At 62.7% G+C, this 19,372-nt stretch carries 13 protein-coding genes; 3 read left to right on the top strand and 10 right to left on the bottom strand.

Annotated features, from left to right (window positions below; all coding sequences use genetic code 11):
- The 3 genes from ABAC460_RS25475 to ABAC460_RS25485 form a co-directional block, all read right to left on the bottom strand.
- Window positions 1–706, bottom strand: a 706-nt coding sequence (locus tag ABAC460_RS25475; protein ID WP_035425764.1) for a HEAT repeat domain-containing protein, incomplete at its 3' end; no start/stop codon positions are given.
- Window positions 681–1,766 (bottom strand): YaiO family outer membrane beta-barrel protein, encoded by a 1,086-nt coding sequence (locus ABAC460_RS25480; RefSeq protein ID WP_023451376.1) that lies wholly within the window; start codon window positions 1,764–1,766, stop codon window positions 681–683. The genes ABAC460_RS25475 and ABAC460_RS25480, both read right to left, overlap by 26 nt.
- The gene (locus ABAC460_RS25485) at window positions 1,763–2,848 is read right to left on the bottom strand and encodes a response regulator (RefSeq protein ID WP_023451377.1); all 1,086 of its coding nucleotides are present in this window, start codon (window positions 2,846–2,848) and stop codon (window positions 1,763–1,765) included. The genes ABAC460_RS25480 and ABAC460_RS25485 overlap by 4 nt, the downstream gene beginning before the upstream one ends.
- A 270-nt stretch (window positions 2,849–3,118) precedes the next feature.
- On the opposite strand from ABAC460_RS25485, the gene ABAC460_RS25490 reads away from it, so the two are divergent.
- A complete protein-coding gene (locus ABAC460_RS25490) occupies window positions 3,119–4,810 on the top strand; it encodes a GH39 family glycosyl hydrolase (protein WP_023451378.1) in 1,692 nt (563 codons plus the stop codon).
- Window positions 4,811–5,075: 265 nt separating this feature from the next.
- Window positions 5,076–8,051, top strand: a complete 2,976-nt coding sequence (locus ABAC460_RS25495) for a TonB-dependent receptor (RefSeq protein WP_023451379.1) — start codon at window positions 5,076–5,078, stop codon at window positions 8,049–8,051.
- Between the two features lie 182 nt (window positions 8,052–8,233).
- Here the strand turns inward: ABAC460_RS25495 and ABAC460_RS25500 are convergent, their stop codons facing one another.
- On the bottom strand, window positions 8,234–8,995 hold the full coding sequence (locus ABAC460_RS25500) for a FadR/GntR family transcriptional regulator (protein ID WP_023451380.1): 762 nt from the start codon (window positions 8,993–8,995) through the stop codon (window positions 8,234–8,236).
- Window positions 8,996–9,101: 106 nt separating this feature from the next.
- On the opposite strand from ABAC460_RS25500, the gene araD1 reads away from it, so the two are divergent.
- On the top strand, window positions 9,102–10,094 hold the full coding sequence (gene araD1 / locus ABAC460_RS25505; RefSeq protein WP_023451381.1) for an AraD1 family protein: 993 nt from the start codon (window positions 9,102–9,104) through the stop codon (window positions 10,092–10,094).
- Between the two features lie 160 nt (window positions 10,095–10,254).
- On the opposite strand, the gene ABAC460_RS25510 is transcribed toward araD1, so the two are convergent.
- From ABAC460_RS25510 to ABAC460_RS25535, 6 genes are all read right to left on the bottom strand, one after another.
- Entirely contained in the window at window positions 10,255–11,238 is a 984-nt protein-coding gene (locus ABAC460_RS25510; RefSeq protein ID WP_031236194.1) for an arabinan endo-1,5-alpha-L-arabinosidase, read from the bottom strand.
- Window positions 11,239–11,383: 145 nt separating this feature from the next.
- Window positions 11,384–14,221 carry a TonB-dependent receptor gene (locus tag ABAC460_RS25515; protein WP_023451383.1) on the bottom strand — a complete coding sequence of 946 codons (2,838 nt, stop codon included), beginning with the start codon at window positions 14,219–14,221 and terminating at the stop codon, window positions 11,384–11,386.
- A gap of 342 nt (window positions 14,222–14,563) precedes the next feature.
- Complete coding sequence (arfA, locus tag ABAC460_RS25520) at window positions 14,564–16,075, bottom strand: arabinosylfuranosidase ArfA (RefSeq protein ID WP_023451384.1); 1,512 nt, start codon at window positions 16,073–16,075, stop codon at window positions 14,564–14,566.
- Window positions 16,072–17,418 carry an ABC transporter substrate-binding protein gene (locus ABAC460_RS25525; RefSeq protein ID WP_031236196.1) on the bottom strand — a complete coding sequence of 449 codons (1,347 nt, stop codon included), beginning with the start codon at window positions 17,416–17,418 and terminating at the stop codon, window positions 16,072–16,074. The genes arfA and ABAC460_RS25525 overlap by 4 nt, the downstream gene beginning before the upstream one ends.
- Before the next feature lie 119 nt (window positions 17,419–17,537).
- Window positions 17,538–18,374: a carbohydrate ABC transporter permease gene (locus tag ABAC460_RS25530; RefSeq protein WP_023451386.1), complete on the bottom strand. Its 837-nt coding sequence runs from the start codon at window positions 18,372–18,374 to the stop codon at window positions 17,538–17,540.
- Window positions 18,371–19,249: a carbohydrate ABC transporter permease gene (locus tag ABAC460_RS25535; protein WP_023451387.1), complete on the bottom strand. Its 879-nt coding sequence runs from the start codon at window positions 19,247–19,249 to the stop codon at window positions 18,371–18,373. Before ABAC460_RS25535 ends, ABAC460_RS25530 begins: the two co-directional genes overlap by 4 nt.
- Window positions 19,250–19,372 lie beyond the last annotated feature (123 nt).

A 19,372-nucleotide genomic window follows, 5' to 3' on the forward strand; every position in this document is an offset into this window, starting at 1 on the left:
CGACCGCGCCGATCGAGCCCGGCGCCATGACCGCGGCGGTGCGCACCTCGGCGCTGGCCGGCGACGAGGCCAGGCGCGCCAGGGCCGGCACGGCCGAGGCCCCGAAACGTTGCAGGATGTCGTGCAGCAGCAGGGTGTTGGTCTGCCCTGAGTGCGCCAGGCTGTCGGTGATGGTGTCGATGTGATCGGCGGCGCCACGTTGCGCCAGGGCGCGCAGGGCGGCGATCTGGACGTACATTTCGCGGTCGCGCGCCGTCGCCAGCAGGACCTGCAGCGAGGTGTCGTCGTCGAAAAAGCCCAGCAGGGTCACGGCGCGGATGCGCTTGCCCGGCCGGCCCCGCGCCGCCATGGCCAGCAGGTAGGGCTCGACGCCCCATAGCTTGAGCAGGGAACAGATACGGACGGCGTCACCGCCACGCAGGCTGCGCAGCATGTCCAGTGCCAGACTGACCAGGATGGGGAAGTCTGCCGGGGTGACTGGCGGCAGGGCGGCGGCATCCAGGGCCACCGGTGATTTCAACGCCGCCAGGATAAAGCGCGACAGTGACTGACGCCGGGCGTCACGCTGGACCGCGTCGGCCGAGGACGCGGCGCGGCGGGCGACCAGCACCAGCATGATGGCGATCGCGGCGACGCACAGCACCGCCGTGCCGATCCAGATCGCGCGCAGGAAGGCGAGTTCAAAACCGCTGGCTGAGGGTGACATGGAAGCCGTGTCTCACATAGGTGTTTTCGCGGTCGTCGCGGCCATAGCCGGCGCGAAGGGTGGTGGTGTCCGTCATGTCCCAGGCAATGCCTGCGAACGCGGAACGCGTGTCGATGGTGACGGCGGCGACGGTTTCCGGCGCATCGGCGACCCCGGCATAGAAACGCAGACCTTCGCGGATCGTGCCGTCCAGGCGCAGGTCGTAACCGGTTTGGGCGTCGCTGCCGGACGGTGAAACCCGGATCATGCGGCTGGACACGGCCCAGCCTTCGCGGGGTTCGTAGCGCACGCCCCAGGCGGCACTGGAAACCTTCACCGCGGCATAGCGGTCATGGCGACCATCGAAGGTCAGCGATAGGGATTGGGTCACGCGCACGGCTCCGCCGGCCGCGATACGGCCTTCCGGGCGGAAGTCGGCATCGGGCGATCCGGCGATGGCGGCGTAGGCGCTGAAGCGTTCACCCAACCGTCCGGCCAGGCCGAATTCGACCTCGCCGTCATTCAGGCCGAACTGGCTGTAGCGGACCATACGCAGATGGGCCGCGCTGCGGTTGGCGTTGAAGCGGCGGGTGACCTGGACCGACTGCTGGTTCCAGTCGGGCTGGTCCGAGCCGGAAAACCCGCTGTATTCGGTTCCCGCATCGACCTGCCATTGCGGGCCTTCGGCCGCCTGGGCGGTGGCGACGCGGTTGAGGCCGTCGCGGGCCTCGTCGAAATCGGGTGCGATCGTCAGGGCCTCGGCATAGCGGGTCCTGGCCGTGCTGAAGTCGGCCTGGTAGTAGGCCAGGTTGCCGCGGATGGTCGCCGCTTCCGCCCCCGTCACCCCGCCCAGTTCGGCTGAGGCGGCGCGATAGTCGCCCTTCCAGCTCAGCACACGTGCCAGGGCCAGGCGAAGCTCGACATCCTCCGGATGCTGCGTCTTCGCGGTCCGCAGCAGGGTCACGGCCTCATCATAACGCTTCTGTTCGGCCAGTTGCCGGGCTTCGGTTACCGGGCTCTCGGCGGCCATGACCGCACCGGGGAACAGCGCCAAAACGGCACTCAGGATCAGGGCCTTCATGCCGCCTCTCCCGTATTGAGCAGGCGCAACACCCGGGCCAGCACCTCGTCGGCGTGGAAGGGCTTGGTGATATAGTCGACCGCGCCGGTATTCAGCCCCTCCAGCACGTCGGCGCCATAATGGCGCGCCGTCAGGAACACGACCGGCACCTGCGCCGTATGGGCGTCGGCCTTCATCATCCGCAGCAGGGTGACGCCATCATAGCCGGGCATCATCCGGTCCAGCAGGGCAACGGAATAGTCACCGGCCTGAAGCGCGTCCCAGGCTTCGGCGCCGGTCTGGACCGAGGTGACCTTGCAGCCGGCACTCTGGAACTTGTGCACCAGCATCTCACGCACCGTATCGTCGTCGTCGGCGATCAGGACGTGGCTGCCCAGCCGGTCAAGCCGGCCGCGTATCTTGGCGCCGACCTCGGCCGGGTCGAAGGGCTTGACGATATAGTCGGCGGCCCCGGCCATCAGGGCGCGCATGACTTCGCCGGGATCGTCGCTGGCGGTGATCATGATCACCGGAATGTCTTTCAGGCCCGGCACGGCCTGCAGCGAGTCGAGCAGTTCCAGCCCGGCGTCGGCGCCGCCGATACGGTTGTCGAGCAGGATCAGGTCAGGACGGACGGTTTCGATCAGATGGCGGCCTTCCGCCGTATCGGCGGCGGTGAAGACCTCGGCGGTGGCGGAGATCAGCCCCGATAGCAGGTCGCGGACGCTGACATCGTCCTCGACGATGACGACGCGCGACGACAGGACGGGCACCGGCACAGGCACGGGCGCTGGCGCCGGCTTGGCCGGGACCTGGCCCGGTTCGGCCGTTTCCGACTGCAGCAAGGCCATGGCCATGGCGTCGCGAAGCCAGGTCAGGTGATCGCTTATGTCGGGGTCGGAGGGGTTGGGCGCATCTTTCAGCAGGGTTTCCAGTTCGCCGGCGCGGGCGCTGATATCCCAGAAACCGAAACTACCGCCGCTGCCGGCCAGGGCATGGGCTTCGCGGGTGAGCCACGCCCGGTCATAGGGTGCGACACAGGCTTCGAAGGATTCCAGGCGGTCGGCGACGTGCGCCAGATAGCGCATCTGCAAGGCGCGCATGGCGGGGTCCTGGGACTCCGGGGACGCGTTCTCCGGCTCCCAGGCGCCTGCGGCCCGTGACTGGCGGTTTCGCATACTCGTCTTACCCTTTACGCACGGTCTCTTCGCCGGCCAGTATCCGGAAACAGGATTAAGACTTCGCGTAAACGGCGGTATTTTTTTGCGACGCACGCAAGCTGTGCAATGATCACTTTTTCGCATCTTCGATCAAATCTATGGACGAGGGCCGCCGTCCTTCGTACACAGACGCTACAATTGTCGGAGGAATACATGCGCCGCCTGCTCAGCCTGACCGCCACCGTGATGGCCCTCGCCTTCCCCGCTGTGGCTCAAGACCGCACCGACGAAGCCGCCGCCCCCATTCCGGTCACCATGACAGTCGACGCATCCAAAACCGTCGCGCCACTGCCGCCGATCTGGCGCTTCTTTGGCGCCGACGAGCCCAACTACGCCACCATGAAGGACGGCCGCAAGCTGATGGGGCACCTGGGTGAACTACGGCCCAACCAGGTCTATTTCCGGGCTCACAACCTTCTGAGCACGGGCGACGGCACCCCGGCTTTCAAATGGGGCTCGACCAACGCCTATACCGAAGACGCCAACGGTAATCCCGTCTACGACTGGACGGTGGTCGACCACATCATCGACACCTACCTGGCGCGCGGCGTCAAACCCTACCTGCAGATAGGCTTTACGCCGCAGGCCATGTCCAGCGCCCCCGAAGGCACGCCGTATCAGCACACCTGGCGGCCGGGCTTTGCCTACGACCTGATCGCCACCGGCTGGATCTGGCCGCCCAAGGATTACGAAAAGTGGGAAGAGCTGGTCTATCAGTGGACGAAACACAATGTCGAACGTTACGGCCGCAAAGAGGTGGCGACCTGGTATTTCGAAACCTGGAACGAGCCGAACCTGAACTTCTACTGGGCCGGCACCCCCGAAGACTTCTACCGCCTGCACGACCATGCCATAGCCGGCGTGCGCCGCGCCCTGCCCGAAGCTCGCGTCGGCGGCCCGGACGTGGCCGGCGCCGGCGGCACCTTTATGGACGGCTTCCTGAAGCACGTCGTGTCGGGCACCAACTACGCCACCGGCGAAACCGGCACGCCCACCGACTTCCTCTCCTTCCATGCCAAGGGCGCGCCCAAATTCCTGGACGGCCACGTCCGGATGAGCATGATCGAACAGTTGAAGGCCATCGACACCGGTTTCGGCAAGGTCGCCGCCGTGCCGGAGCTGAAGACCCGCCCCATCGTCATCGGTGAAAACGACCCGGAGGGCTGCGCCGCCTGCCCCGGACCGCAGAACGCCTATCGCAACGGCACTTTGTATTCCAGCTACACCGCGGCGTCCTATGCCCGCATCTGGGAACTGGCCGGCAAGCACAGGATCAATCTGGACGGCGCCCTGACCTGGGCCTTTACCTTCGAAGACCAGCCATGGTTTGCCGGCTATCGCCAACTGGCCACCAACGGCATCGACCTGCCGGTGATCAACACCTTCCGCCTTTTCGCTCAACTCGGTCCGGACCAGGTGGCGGCGACCAGCAGCGCCCAGGTCCCGTTGAACGACGTCATGGCCTCGGGCATCCGCGGCCCCGCCGACGTCGGCGTGCTCGCCACGCGGACAAAGGACAACCGTCTGGCCATCCTGGTCTGGAACTATCATGACGACGATGTCGCCGGCCCCACAGCCGCGGTTTCGCTGCACGTCAACGGCCTGAAGGGCAAGTCAGTGAAGGTGACGCAATGGCGGGTCGACGGTGACCACGGCAATGCCTTCACCGCCTGGCAGCAGATGGGCTCGCCCCAGTCACCCGACCAGAAGCAGTATGCCGTCCTGGAAACCGCCTCGAAGATGACGCCGGAGACCTGGCCCGAGGCCGCAAAGGTGGCGAAAGGCGCGGCGGAGCTGACCTTCACGGTCCCGCGCCAGGGCGTGTCTCTGCTCGTGCTGGAATAGCGAGCAAAACTACGCACCAATTGCAGACCTGACACGCTCCAATGTTGCAGCCGCGATAAGATATTCTCCCATCATCTGAAATTTGCGTCATGCCAGATACAAAAAGGTCACGATTGATCAAATTATATCACAAATGATCGTTTTCCCCGTTCAAATTGCGGCGTGCAAAGTTTATAATCGGCACGGACGGCGAGTCGTCGCCGCACAGGACAAGAGTCGAAACAGGCTCGAACGGTAAACGCCCCAACAGGAACGGGAAAAGAAAATGTCTAATCGTAAAATTTCAAGCCGCACGGCGCGGTGTCTCCAGGCGTCTGCGCTGGCCCTGGCCGCGGCGCTGGCGGCGACCGCAGCCGCCGCTCAGGACGCTCCGGCGGCGGCGCCTGCCGCGGCCGACGACGTCATCGTCGTCAAGGGCTTCCGCGGCAGCCTGAAGAGCGCGCTGGGCATCAAGAAGCGCAGCGCCGGCACCGTCGACTCGATCCTCGGCGAAGACATCGGCAAGTTCCCCGACGCTAACCTGGCCGAGTCGATGCAGCGCATCCCGGGCGTGGTGTTGTCGCGCGGCGACGGCGGTGAAGGCCGTCAGATCTCGGTCCGCGGCCTGGCCGCCCAGTTCACCCGCGTCCGCGTCAATGGCATGGAAGCTTCGTCCCAGATCGGCGCCGCCGACATCTACGGCGCCGCCAACAACGGCCGCAGCTTCGACTTCAACGCCTTCCCGACCGAAATCTTCTCGTCGCTGACGGCGCGCAAGACCTCCTCGGCCGATGTCGAAGAAGGTTCGCTGGGCGCCACGGTCGACCTGCGCGCCCCCAAGCCGTTCGATTCGCGCCAGGACACGGTCTTTTCGGTGACCGCCCGCGGCACCTATAACGAGATCAGCGGCAAGGTCGACCCGAAGGTCTCGCTGGTCGCCGGCAAGAAGTTCGACGACAGCAATTTCGGCATCCTGGGCACCCTGTCCTATTCCGACCGCAACATCCGTGAAGTCGGCTATTCGGCTGTCGACATCCTGTCCGCCAGCATGGGCGGCAACCAGCTGGGTTCGGGGGCCTCGGCCATGCCGTTCTGCTCGCCGATCGGTGTAACCCCGATCAGCCCGTCGCCGACCACCCACGCCTCGAAGGGCGCTTCGGCGACCATGTGCAGCACCAACAATCCGCGCACCGGCACCGTCGCCGCGTGGAACACCATCATGGCGCTGCGCAGCCCGGTCGAGCCCAACACCCCGGGCAGTGGCGCCTTCTTCCCGCGCATTCCGCGCTATGTGAACTCCGAACAGGACGCCAAGCGCCTGGGCGGCACGCTGAGCCTGCAATGGAAGAACGACACCACCGATATTCTGGTCGACTTCCTCTATTCGAAGTTCGACGTCGAACGCCGCGACAACTACATCGCCGGCCTGTCGTTTGCCCGCTCGGTCACCAATAACGGCCAGCCGATGGTCTCGGTGAAGGACATCCAGTTCGATTCCAACGGCTCGCTGCTTTACGGCCTGTTCGACGGCGTCGATATCCGTTCGGAAGGCCTGGTCGACCGCTTCGAAAGCAGCCACAGCCAGGTCAATGTCAGCTTCACCCACCGCTTCTCGGACCAGTTCGAAGTGATGGGCTATTTCGGCAAGTCGGCCTCGCGCCGCTATGACCCGATGCGCCTGCAGACCTTCATCGACATCATCGATGCCGACAATTTCTCGATCGACTTCCGCGACGGTGAAACCACGCCGATCATCCAGTTCGGCGCCGATGTCGGCAATCCGGCCAGCTTCACGTACGCCCCGGCCCAGGCCGACGGCACGGTGACCGGCGGCTATTCCATGCAGGGCAAGCCCCAGTGGAACAACACCGACAACACCACGGTCAACCTGGACGCCAAATGGACGCCGAGCGACGAAATCTCGTTCAAGGCCGGCATCCAGTACCGTCAGGCCGACTTCACCCAGCGCAATCTGGTGCCGATCCCCTCGGCCCTGGTCGTGCAGCCCTTGCCGTCCGGCGTGACCCTGGCCAGCATCACCACCACCATCGACGGCCTGGATGACCTGTGGGGCCGCGGCGCGCCGTCGTCCTGGGTCGCCATCGATTCGGCCAAGTGGCGCGACACCTTCCACTTTGATAATTTCAAGTACTGCGGCGTCGAATGCGGTGCGGGCAATTCGCAGATCCTGGAAACGACCCAAAGCGCCTATCTCATGGCGGAATTCGACACCGACCGCTTCCCGATCCCGATCCGCGGTGACGTCGGCGTGCGCTACTACGCGACCGACCAGGTCGCCGTCGGCCACATCCCGGTCGCGGCCCCTCCGGGCTGGATGTACAGCCAGGTCGGCAAGCGCAACGAGGTCCACCGTTCCTATGACGACTGGATGCCCTCGGCTAACATCGTGTTCGAAATCAACCCGAACCTGCTGGCCCGTGTCTCGGCCGCCAAGGTCATGTCGCGTCCTGAACTGGGCAACCTGATCCCCAGCGCCGGCATCACCGCCACGACCCGCACCGGCAACATCAACAACCCGTTCCTGGAGCCGATCCGCGCCAACACCTTCGACGCCGGCCTGGAATGGTATTTCCGTCCCGGCTCGCTGATCTCTGTCGGCTACTTCTACAAGGACATCGAAACCTACATCCAGCGTGTGACCAGCCAGATCCCGTACCGCGAACTGGGCCTGCCGGACTCGCTCCTGGACAACACCAACACGTCGCCGACCGAAATCTTCACCGTCGGCCGCTTCGAAAACACCGAAGGCGGTCCGCTGAAGGGCTTCGAAATCAACCTGCAGGCCGAGCTGGACTTCCTGCCGGGCTTCTGGGCCAATTTCGGCGTCCTGGGCAACTACACCCACATCGAGTCGGAGATCCAGTACATCCTGGCCAGCGCCAACGGCGTACCCACCGTGACCGCCACCAACGATCTGCTGGGCCTGTCGCGCAAGTCGGCCAGCGGCACGATCTACTGGGAAAACGACCGGTTCAGCATCCGCAGCACGGCCAACTATCGCGGCAAGTACATCCGCGCCATCCCGGCCTCGCGCGGTTCGGATCTTCAGGGCAATGATGAGACCCTGTTCGTCGACCTGTCGGCCTCGTACGAGCTGAACGACAATCTGAAGCTCATCTTCGAAGCCCAGAACCTGACCGACGAGCAGAACCGCCTGTTCATCGACAGCGCCCGCGAAGACACCCTGTTCGAGCTGCGCAACGGCAAGACCTTCACCATCGGCGTGAACTACAAGTACTGATAGGTTCGCCAAAACTGATAAGCCGCCCTGGGGTCACCCAGGGCGGCTTTTTTTGTTATCCCTATACCTCCCCGCGCTTGCGTGGGGAGGGGGACCGCTCGAGCGAAACGGAGCCAAAGGCGGAGTGAGTGAGATGCGGTGGTGGGGCGACTTTCTTTATGCCCCCTAAACTCAGACAAATATCAGCTAAGCTTTTCCATGCTGCGCTGGGTGTCGCGCAGTGCCAGGCGCACCAGCGACTCCATGGTCCAGCGCGCGTCGCCTTCATCCCCGCGGGCAATGGCCTCGAACACGGCACGGTGGTCGGGAACCGGGTCGCGGTCCAGCGCCGCGGTGCGTTGCTTATACCGCGTCGACCAAGTCACGGCGGCGCCGATCGAGGAGCTCAGCGACGCCAGGGCTTCATTGCCCGAGGCCTGCATCAGGGCGTCGTGGAAATCGAGGTCGGCCTGGCGGCCGGCTTCCGTCGCCAGGGTTTGTTGCGCCATGACGATCAGGGCATGGTCCATGGCTTCGATATGGGCCGGCTGGCGGCGCTGGGCGGCGAAGGCGGCCGCCGTCGGCTCGGTGATCAGGCGCAATTCGAACAGGTCGAGAATGAATTTCTCACTGGGCTCGGTCTCAAACATCCAGCCCAGGACCTCGGGGTCCAGGATGTTCCAGCGCGTGCGGGCCGTGACGCGGGTGCCGGTTTTCGGCCGGCTTTCGACCATGCCCTTGGCGGCCAGGATGCGGATGGCTTCGCGATAGGCCGAACGCGAGATTTCCAGCGTGCTGCTGGACTCCATTTCGTTGGGCAGGGTCTGGCCCTGGCGATAGACTCCACGTAGGATATCCACGCCCAACCGGTGCGCCAGCGCGCCGTGCAGCCGGCCCTGGCCAAGGTGATGGCGCAAAGGCGTTTCCAATATGTCTCCCCGGCCGCGCTTATCGTAGGCGTTCATGCATATGAGGATGCCATTTCCTCAGACATTTGACAAGGCGAACTGCGGTCTTTACATCACCAATTTGTCAGACTATTAGAAAGTTCGGTTTTCAGGAGGACTACCCATGACCTTGCGTCTCATCCAGATCGTCAGCGCTTCGGGCGAGCGCCAGCTTGTCGCGGCCACCCAGGATGGGGCGCACCTCGTCAACGGCGTGGCGACCACCTATGAGCTGGCAAAGGCGGCCATCTCGGCCGGCGTGTCGCTGGCTGCCCAGGTCGAAAAGCAGGGCACGGGCGACGCGGTCGATGTCGCCGTGGCCCTGTCGGAAGGCCGCGTCCTGTGCCCGATCGACCATCCCGACGCCTCGCACCTGCATGTGACGGGTACCGGCCTGACCCACCTGGGGTCGGCGGAAGGCCGCGACAAGATGCACAAGGCGGCTTCCCAGGCCGAGGTCCAGACCGATTCGATGCGCATGTTCCTCATGGGCGTGAAGAACGGCAAGCCAGCGGTTGGCGAGACGGGTGTCCAGCCGGAATGGTTCTACAAGGGCAATGGCAACACCCTGGTCGGGCCGAACGCGCCCCTGACCTCGCCCAGCTTTGCCGAAGACGGCGGCGAAGAGCCGGAAATGGCCGGCATCTATGTCATCGGTGACGACGGCACGCCGTACCGTATCGGATGGGCGATCGCCAACGAGTTCTCGGACCACGTGGTCGAAAAGCAGAACTACCTGTGGCTGGCCCACTCGAAGCTGCGGCCGGCATCGCTGGGCGTCGAGATCCTGACCGGTGAGCTGCCGAGGGACGTTCGCGGCACGTCGCGCATCTGGCGTGGCAATGAGGTAATCTGGGAAAAGCCCTTCATCTCGGGCGAGGACAACATGTCCCACAGCTTCGACAACCTGGAACACCACCACTTCAAGTACGAACTGTTCCGCACGCCCGGCGACATCCACGTCCATTGCTTCGGCACGGCCACCGCGTCCTTCGCCGATGGCGTGAAGACCCAGGACGGCGACGTCTTCGAAATCACCGCCGACGCCTTCCTGTACGGGCTGAAGAACCCGTTGCAGACCGAGGTGGAACGGAAGGTGACGGTGACAGCGTTGTAGGAAGAGGCAGGGGTCGCGGACCCCTGCACCCCATAACTCGACGGTGTTTACTTCATTCCATAATAAAAGCCGGGGCCCTAACGCCCCGGCTTTTATTATGGAAAAAAGGTAAGCGCTATCGCGTTACGAGGTGCAGGAGGCTGCGCCTCCTGCCTCTTCCCTACACCGTTGGCCACCCGTCCACCGTCCAGTTCAGCGCCTGGATCCGCAGTGTCGGCCTTCCGCCGGCCTGGCCGTCATAGCTGTGATAGACGATGTAGTGCACGCCCGCGTCTTCAAAGACGGCGCAATGCCCCGGCCCTTTCCAGCGCTCATCGGCCTGAAGCACCATCCGCCCGCCGCCGTCGAGCAGCTTCACGCCCTTGTCGTCGACATAGGGGCCTTCGACCGCGGCCGAACGCCCGACGACAGTGTAGTAGCTGCTGTTCACCCCTTTGCAGCAGAAATCATAGGACGCAAACAGATAGTACCACTCGCCCCGCCGGATGATAAACGGCGCCTCGACCGCGCCCGGCATCGGCCGGCTGGCGATGTTCTTCGGCTTCTTGACCCGGTTCTTCGGCTTGCCTGTCTTCGGATCAGCCTCGAAGAGCTGTATCCCCGACCAGAACGATCCGAACGCAATCCAGTGCTTGCCCTGGGCGTCGATCAGATAGTTGGAATCGATGGCGTTGTACCTGTTGTGGACGTCGGATTCGACCACCACCCCCTCGTCCTTCCACCCGAAGGCCGGATCGGACGTATCCAGGGTCGGCGAGGTCAACAGCCCAATCACCGATCGGTTCGAGCCGAAGGTCGAGGCCGAATAGTACAAATGGAACTTGCCGTTAAAGAAGGCGATGTCCGGCGCCCACGCCCCCCGCGTTCCGGGTACCGCATCCGTCACCCACTTCGGAAACTCGCGCAGCACATGGCCCTTCAAGGTCCAGGTCACCAGATCCGGCGAGGTCCGCCAAAAGATCAGCCCGCCCTCGCGCAACTGCGACGTCGAGAACAGGTGATAGACGTCCTTGTCCTTGATGATGCACGGATCGTGCACCGGCGACAGGTCGCCGCTCAGCCGGTCGCTCAGGCTCTGGGCCTGCGTCGCGCCGGCGAACCCCAGCCCCGCCAGCCCACCCATTATTTGCCGTTTCGTAATCATGGGGACCTCCTCGCCGCGTGCCGGAGAGTGGAGGCCACTTTGGGGCATGAGGCAATCTCAAAAGAAAAAAAGGGCGCCGGCGCGAAGTATGCGACGGCGCCCGAATAGGGTCTTTAGGTTAGGAGATTAAAGACCTTGGGAGAAGTCAGTTGAAGCGCCACCGCAGGCCGACCGCGAACGAGCGGCTCCACAGGGTGCTGACGTGGTTGAAGGTGTCCGGACCGCCGGCATCACCGAACTTGTAGTAGTTCTGGCCGATTTCGTCGGTCAGGTTGACGGCGTCGAACGAGATCGACAGCTTGTCGTTGATGTCATAGTTGATCTGGAAGTCCAGGCTGCTTTCCGGCTTGGCCCACACACCCAGCGGGTTGGCGAACAGGCGGGCTTCGTTGAAAGCCAGGAAGTCGTCGCGCCAGACATAGGACAGGCGGGCGCCGATCGGCCCCTTATCGTAGGCCAGGGTGGCGTTGTAGGAGAAGTCCGACACGCCGAAGAAGGCCGATTGATCTTCACCCAGATAGACCGGCGTCGCACCCGAAGTGTCGTACAGCGGGATGTTCTGCGACGAGTCGAGCCAGGTCACGCTGGCCTGAACGCCCAGGCCGTCCAGGAAGTCCGGCAGGTAATCCGGGAAGTAGGTCAGGCCGAGTTCGGCGCCTTCCAGCGTCCCGTTCGAAGCGTTGACCGGCTGGCTGATCAGGAACTTGTCGGTATTCAGGCCGCTGCCCGGAATGGTGACGATATTCGGCGTGGTCACGACCAGACCTTCGATCTCACGCTTGAACACGGTCAGGTGCACAACGCTGTCGCGGGCGAAGTACCATTCGACCGCCACGTCCTGGTTCTTGGACTCGGTCGGTTCCAGATCCGGGTTGCCACGGTTACCTGAACCACGCCCGATGTTCGACAGGTCACCAGTCAGGGTGAAGTTCGGGTTCAGTGCGCCGAAATCCGGACGGCGCAGGGTCTCGCCGTAGTTATACCGGACGCGGATATCATCGGTCAGGTCGTAACGCAGGGTCAGGCTCGGCAGCAGACGGGCGACATAGGCATCCTGGCTGGTGGTGACGTGCGAAATACGGTCGGTGAAGGTCATGTCGGTGTTGACCGACACATAGCGCCAGCCGGCATTGATCAGCAGCGGACGACCGAAGACCTGCGGTTCGAGATCGACCTGGGCGTAAACCGCGGTCGTGGCTTCCTGAACACGGAAGTCCTCGTTCATATTGATGCCCGCGCTGGTGACGACGTGAGCATCGCCATTCTTGTAGCGTTGGCGGACTTCATCGGCATGTGCGTACAGCCAGCGGCCGTCCGGAAGGACCCAGGACGACGGCACATTGGCGCGGCCGTCGAAGAAGTTTTCGTTATAGAACATGGCTTCTGCCGGCAGGCTCGACAGAGGCTGGCCCAGGAAGGAGTCCTGGCCCCAGAAGTAATGCTTGGCGCCGCGGTCGTCGAAGCGGACGCCGAAGCTGACCTTCTTCAGGATCGGGTCATCCGACACCCAGTCGCCGTCCAGCGACAGGGTAAGCGCATCGCCCTTGTCCTGATTGATGTTGTCGTAGAACTGGGCAATGTTCCACAGGTTCGGATTGGTCAGGACATCGTCCGGACCGGAGAAGCTGTAGGACGGGAGACCATCCTTGTCGTTGAAGTCGATGACAATGTCATGACCGGCGCGATCGGTGCGGACGGCGAAGAAGTCCGACTGGAAGTCGCTCTTCTGATACGACAGGTCGCCGATCAGGGTCAGGTTGTCGAAGCGCCACTTGCCGTTCAACGCGAAAACGTGGGTGTCGGTCTTCTGACGGGTAAAGTCTGACGAGTTGAAACCGTAGATGTCATGCACCGAGCGCGACTTGATGATGTTCGTACCCGGGATCAGCTTGATACCCGAAATGTCCGACGGCGTCAGCGAACCCCACCAATCGACGAACGAGAAGTTCATGCTATTGAAGAGGTCGTTGCGATAGCCCTCGTAGAAATATTCGAAGGTGTATTCCGACGTGTCGTTGGGCTTCCACTGGAAGGCGGCGTTAAGAGCCGGACGCTCGCGGTCACCGATCAGGTCGGTGGCGATCATGGCGTCACGCGACAGGTAGTAAGGCGTTTGCACACCGTCGACAGGCAGCTTGGAACCCGGCGCGTAAGGCAGACCGGTTTCCAGACCCGTCGGCCACGGCGACCGCGGATTGTCCGGGAACAGGCGCTGCAACGGCACCCAGCCGGCCGGCGGCGTTTCCGTAAGGAACGGCACGCTGGCGCCGACGTTCAGGTCCTGATTGCGATATTGCGTTTTGGCATACGACAGGTTCACCAAGGCGCCGACCTGACCCGCGCCGGTGTCCCAGCGGTTCGAAATCAGGACGCTGGCGTTCGGGTTCATCTTGTCGCGCTGCTCATGATAGATGCCGCGCACGGCCGCCGACATCTGGAAGCCGGCAAAGTCGAACGGGCGATAGGTGCCGACGTCGATCTGGCCGGCAATACCGGTTTCGATCTGCTCTGCGGTACGGGTCTTGTAGACGTCGATACGGTTGATCAGGTTGGCCGGAATGTCCTGCAGCGCCAATTGGCGGCCCGTGCCGGTGAAAACGAAACGGCCGTTCCAGGTCGTGGTGATATCCGGCATGCCGCGGATGGAGATGCCCGAAACTTCGCCATTGGCGCGGTTGGTCACCTGGATGCCCGGGACGCGCTGCAGCGCTTCGACGACGTTGTTGTCCGGCAGCTTGCCGATGTCTTCGGCGATGACCGAATCGACGATCTGGGTCGAACGACGCTTGGTGGCGACGGCCTTGGCCATCGAGGCCCGCACGCCACGAACGACCACTTGGTCTTCCGGCGGCGCCGCGGCGGCCGGTGCGTCCTGGGCCATGACGGCCGAAGCGCCCATGCCCAGCGCCACGACGGACACGGCCGTCAGGCAAAGAATTTTCAGATTGCGACCACGACGAAGGGTCGACGAGATGTCAGACATTTTTAGCTCCCTGGCAGAATGGTTCAATTTGGGCCTGAACCTATGCTGCGATATTGTCCGACAATAATCCCCTGTCAATAGCGCAAGCGGTGCTCAGTCTCTTTTTGTCTGATTTATGAACCCAATGTCTCATAAGCGCAACAACGCCACAAACTTCACCAGCAAAATCAAGGCTGTAATTTTTTACAAATGAAAGTCACGAGCGTCAAAATTGCGATCTGGCGACTTTATCCATTAGATTTCAGTGCGTTTCACGCTGTTCTGGTACGACATAAAAGGGTGGAAAGCTCCGAATAGCGCTTTAGCGTCGTCCGACAAATAGACAAACCGCCCCGACCTCGCCTATGCCATCAACGTGAACACGTTCCAGGATTGCGGCTTCAAGGTCGCCGTAAATCGGCTGCCGCTGATTCGCGCTGTCCCGTTCGGCTTGGGCGAAACCGCATCGGGCGCTGCCTTGGAATTGATCGCCTTCAGGTTCGGATCATACAGTTCCTGCGACTCACCCACCTTCAACGCCTCCCCCAATCCGCGCAGGTCGACATCCAGCTCCATCGTCTCCTCGGTCGAGCGATTCAAAGCAAACAGGCTGACCTGACCCGTTTCCGGATTAAAGACCCCGCAGGCGATCAGGTGCGGCACCTCGCCATGCGCCTTGGTCGTAAAGGTCGTGCTATCGACCTTCAACTTCAGGATTTCGCCGTGACCATTGCGGGTGCAGTCAGCGATCGGATGGAAGATGGTCTGGCGCCAGGCCGGTCCACCGGTTTCGGTGAAGATCGGCCCGATGACGTTGACCAGTTGCGCCAGGCAGGCCGCCTTGACGCGGTCGGCGCGGTTCATCAGGGTCAGCAGGGCGCCACCGACCACCAGGGCGTCCTCGAAATTGTACAGTTCTTCCAGCAACGGCGGCGCTTCGGGCCAGCCGGGCTTCTTCAGGTCTTCGGGGCGGTGGGCCTTGTACCAGACGTTCCACTCGTCGAAGGACAGCATGATACGCTTCTTCGACCGGCGCTTGGCCGCGACCGCATCCGACACCGCGATGATCTCGTCGATATAGACCTTCAAATTGTCGATCTCGCCGAAAAACTCGGCGATGTCATTGCCATCGTTGCGGAAATAGGCGTGCAGCGAGATGAAATCGACCTGCTCGAAACACTCGTCCAGCACCTCATATTCCCACTTGGCGTAGGTCGGCATGGCGCGCTGCGACGACCCGCACGCCGCCAGCTCCAGATCCGGCGAAATCCAGCGCATCACCTTGGCCGTCTCCCGCGCTAAGGCGCCGTACTCCTTCGCCGTCTTGGCGCAGGTCTGCCACGGCCCGTCCATTTCGTTGCCCAGGCACCAGAACTTGATGTTGTGCGGCTCGGGGAAGCCGTGCGACTTGCGCAGGTCCGAAAACTTGGTACCGCCCGGGTGGTTGCAGTATTCCAGGAAATCGCGCGCCTCGGCAGGACCGCGCGTGCCCAGGTTGACGGCGAACATCGGCTCGACCCCGGCCTTGTTGGCCCAGACCATGAACTCATTGGTGCCGAACTGGTTGGTCTCGGTCGAGGCCCAGGCCAGATCCAGACGCACCGGACGGTCTTCCTTGGGGCCGACGCCGTCTTCCCAGTCATAACCCGACAGGAAATTGCCGCCGGGATAGCGCACGACCGTGACGCCCAGCTCCTTGGTCAGCGCCAGCACATCGCCGCGAAAGCCATGCTCATCAGCCGTGGCATGGCCAGGCTCATAGATGCCGCCATAGACGCAGCGCCCCAGGTGCTCGACAAAGGTGCCGAAGACACGACGGTCCAGCGGGGCGACGATAAAGTCGCGGTCGGCGACGATCTTGGCGGTCAATGTCATCGGTCTTGTCTCGAAAGCACATGGAAAAGCAGGTCATTGACCCGGTGTTCGGCGTCGGAAAGCGCCTGGTCGACGCTCTTGTGGCCGCGAATGGCCGAGGCCATTTCGTCGCCGACAATGTCCTGGATGGCGAACTGGCGCTCGACGCCGGCGGGCAGGGTCTTGCCCGTAGAAGCCAACGCGACGATGTCGTTACGGTGCGGCAGGCTGAGATACTGAGCGCTCTGCGCAACATCCTTTTGCGTCGGCAGGTGGCCGGTCCGCGCCCAGTCATAGTCGTGGGCCTGCAGGAACTTCATCAGCTTCAACACGGCGGCGCGTTCGGCCGGCGTGCGGTCGCGTTTCGGCATCACCCAGGCATGGCCGTCGACATAGGCGGCCTGCTCGGTACCGAACAGCATCGGATAGGGCTTCACCGCATAGCCATGATACAGCGGCCGGCCCTCGGTATTGGCCTCGGCTTCGAAGGTGCCGATCATCCACGTCCCCACCAGGCAGATACCACCCTCCCCGTTCAGGAAAGCCGCCATGGCCGCGGGATAATCCTGGCCCGGCGCCATCAGGCCCTCGGCATAGATCTGCTTGAACAGATTGACGATGCGGCGGGCTTCCGGCGTGTTCAGCCGGATGGTCTTCGGGTCGCTGAAGAAGACCGCCTTCTGGTCCAACAGGTAGGTGAACATGTTGCGCGTAAAGGCGGCGCGTTCGTTATCGGTCGGCTGCAGCAGGTAGGGCAGGCCGGTCTTCGCCTTGAACTGCCGCGCCTGGGCCAGCAGTTCCTCGGGATTGTGCGGCAGGATCGGCTGACCGTCGCGGACCAGTCCGGCCTTGGCGAACAGGTTCATATTGACATGCCAGAGTTGGGTCCAGTTATCGAACGGCATGCCATAGACCTGCCCGTCGATGGTCACGCCGTTGCGCGCCGCCGGCGTGAAGTTATCGACATCCAGGCCAACCTCTTTGAACCCACCATCCAGCGGCTCGATCAGGCCACGCGAGGCGAAATCGGGCATGGCCGACATGTGCATGGTGGCAATATCGGGCGGATCACCGGAGGCGAACTGCGCCGATAGCTGGTCGTAACCGGGCCATGGCGCGATATTGACCTTGAGCCTGATATCGGGATTGGCCTTCTGGAACTCATCGAGCAGGTGGGTGACGACTTCGCATTCGCCGTCGGGATTCTTGATCGGCGCCTGGCCTTGCGGGACATTGGCGCGGCACTCCCCGAAGATGCGCTGCACCGTCACCTCGGTCACATCCGACTTCGGCTGACACGCAGCCAAAGCAAGACACGCAATCGCCGCCAACACGGTGACAATGCTGTTCTGCGGTCGGCACATACTTACCTTATCCCTCCCCGTTATACGGGGAGGTGGATTATTTGCTGGAAGCAAATAAGACGGTGGGGGATTTGGCCCGCCGAAGGCTCCCTTAGCAACCCAGCTTCTTAACAACCCGATCATCGTATCGCCGCTCCCGCCACCGCGCGCACGATGTACTTCTGGAAGATGATATAGACGATCAGGATCGGCACGGCGGCAAACACCGCCTGGGTCATCAGATACCCCAGCCCCGAGGTCTGGGCGAAGTTGATCTGCGACGCCGACAAACCCACAGTAAGCGTAAACATGTCCGCCCGCGTTGCCGAAATCAGCGGCCACCAGTAGTCATTCCACGACCCCAGAAAGGTAAAGATCCCCAAGGTCGCCTGGGCCGGAATGGTCAGCGGCAACAACACCTTCCAGAAAATCTTGAACCGCGAGGCGTTGTCGAGGATGGCGGCCTCGTCCAGCTCCTTCGGGATGGCCTTGAAATACTGGGTCATCAGGAAGACGCCGAACGGGGCCGCCAATCCCGGCAGGATCAGACCGGGATAGGAATTATGCAGATGGAGGCCGGTGAACAACTGGTGGCGGGTGATGATGACCGCCTGCTCGGGGATAGCCAACCCGAACAGCACCAGCAGGAAAATCTGGTCGCGATAGGGAAACTCCAGCCGGGCAAAACCGTAGCCGGCCAGCGACGCCAGCACCAATACGCCGATCGTCTGCAATCCCGACACAATCACCGAGTTCATCAGCCAGCGGAACACGCCCGAACTTTTGGTGATGGCGGCGTAGTTCTCACCCGTATAGGGGCCATGAAACGCATTGGCCGTCGACTGCAGCAGGTCCGAATTGGACTTCAACGACAACAGCACGGTCCACATCAGTGGCACCAGCATAATGAAGCCGAGCACGACCAGGGTCGCCAGGATGGCAATCTCACGCAACTTCTTTTGGGACGAGGCGCTCATTGCACACCCCTTTTCCGTGTCACAAAATACTGCACTAACGTCGCGATCAGGATAATGGCGAACAGGATCTGCGACGCCGCAGCGGCATAGCCGACATCCCACCTACGGAAGCCGATTTCGAAGATGAACAGCACGATCGGCCGCGAGGCGCCATTGGGCCCACCCTGAGTGATCAACTGCGGCTGACCGAACAGCTGGAACTGCAGCACGCATTCGAAGATGGCGACCAGGATGATGGTCCGCGACACACTGGGCAGGGTGATCGACCACAGGGTCCGCCACCACGACGCATTGTCGAGCTCTGCCGCCTCGTAAATATCCTTCGGCACCTGCTGCAAGGCCGACAGATACAGCATCATCGGCAGGCCCAGACACCACCACACGGTGATGATGGCCATGGAGATCATGACGATCTTCGGGTCGCTGAGGAACGCAATGGCATCGGCGCCGAACAGGGCGGTGATGTTGGAGGCCAGCCCGCCTTCGCTCATCAGGATCATCCGCCAGACCAGGGTGACGATGGTCACTGACAGCACGGACGACGAGAAGAAGACGCCGCGGAAAAACGCCGCCACCCGCGTTGTGCGGTTCAGCAGCAGCGCCAGGAGCAGCGGCAACACGGTCAGCGGCGGCACAGTCAGGGCCACGAAGTAAAAGGTATTGGCGACGCTTTGCAGGAAGACCTCGTCGCGGAACAGCCGCGCGAAATTCTCAAACCCTACAAAGCTTCCGCCGCCGAACAGGTCGGCCTTGAACAGACTCAACCCCATGCCGGCGATCAGCGGATAGATCAGCAGGCACAGATAGACGAACAGATACGGCGCCACGAACAGGGCGTTGGTCCAGCTCCCCTTCTGCGACAGAGCACGACTCATTTCACCTCTCCCCGTTTACGGGGAGAGGACGAGAGCGGAACGAAGTGAACGCGATCGGGTGAGGGGCCTTCCGAAGACGTCCGAGCACCGGAAGCCAAGAGGCCCCTCACCCTTACCCTCTCC

Source organism: Asticcacaulis sp. AC460, from assembly GCF_000495795.1.
Classification (GTDB): Bacteria; Pseudomonadota; Alphaproteobacteria; order Caulobacterales; family Caulobacteraceae; genus Asticcacaulis.